General features: G+C 70.2%; 1 protein-coding gene. It reads right to left on the minus strand.

Annotated features, from left to right (window positions below; translation table 11 throughout):
- Positions 1 to 145: 145 nt before the first annotated feature.
- A partial coding sequence (locus tag CCN42_RS34125; protein WP_107427687.1) for an IS701 family transposase occupies positions 146 to 942 on the minus strand: 797 nt, incomplete at its 5' end.

The following is a 942-nucleotide window of genomic DNA, read 5'->3' on the forward strand; positions in this document are numbered from 1 at the left end:
TGCGGACACGGCCTAGTAGTACTTCGTTAGGTTTTGGCCTGTCTGTGGCGGTCTCGTCGGGTGGGTAGCGGTCGTCCGCAGGTGGTGCAGGTGCCGGTCCAGCACCTCAGCAGGTCCTGGAGGAGATCGAGGACCTGGTAGAGGGTCAGGCCGGTGTGCGGACTTTTGGGTCGAGCCGCCGCAGGGTGAGGAATGCCTGGGCGGCGGTGACGAGGGTGACGTGGTGGTGCCAGCCGCGCCAGGTGCGGCCCTCGAAGTGGTCAAGGCCCAGGCCGTGCTTGAGCTCGCGGTAGTCGTGCTCGATCCGCCAGCGCATCTTCGCCCACCGCACCAGGTCAGCGACCGGTGTGGCGGCGGGCAGGTTCGATATCCAGTAGCCGGTCGGAGCGTCCTGGCCGTCCGGCCATTCGACCAGCAGAGTCTGGGTGGGCAAGACTCCGTCCCACCGGTTGCGGCCGCCGCCCGCCTCCTGGGCGGCGGACACAGGCTGCTTGCCCGCCGGCCGGACCGTCAGCACCGCGAACCGTGAGGTCATCGCACCCTTGCTGCCGCTGCGCCAGGTCACCTCGGTGAACCGGCCGGCACCGGCCTCGGCTGCGAGGGCGGAGACGGCCCGCAGTGGGGTGCGGTAGCGGGGCAGCGTCGGCGGACCGAGCCCGCCATAAGCAGGCTGGTGCGGCCGGGCATTCTCCGGATGGGCGACTTCCTTCCCGGTCAAGGCCAGGACATAGGACAGCCCTCGCTCCTCGAGACCGAGCCGGAACGGGGTGCTGACGCCGTAACCCGCATCGGCGACCACCACCGGGGCCTTCAAACGCCACTGGGCGAGCGTGTCGAGCAGGCCGAGCGCCAGGCGCCACTTCTCCTGGTGGACGATGCCGTCGGGGACTCCTGCCCTGCGGCAGCGGTCCGGCTCGTCCGTCCACTCGCGCGGCAGATACA

The organism is Streptomyces glaucescens (assembly GCF_002154375.1).
Taxonomy (GTDB): domain Bacteria; phylum Actinomycetota; class Actinomycetes; order Streptomycetales; family Streptomycetaceae; genus Streptomyces; species Streptomyces glaucescens.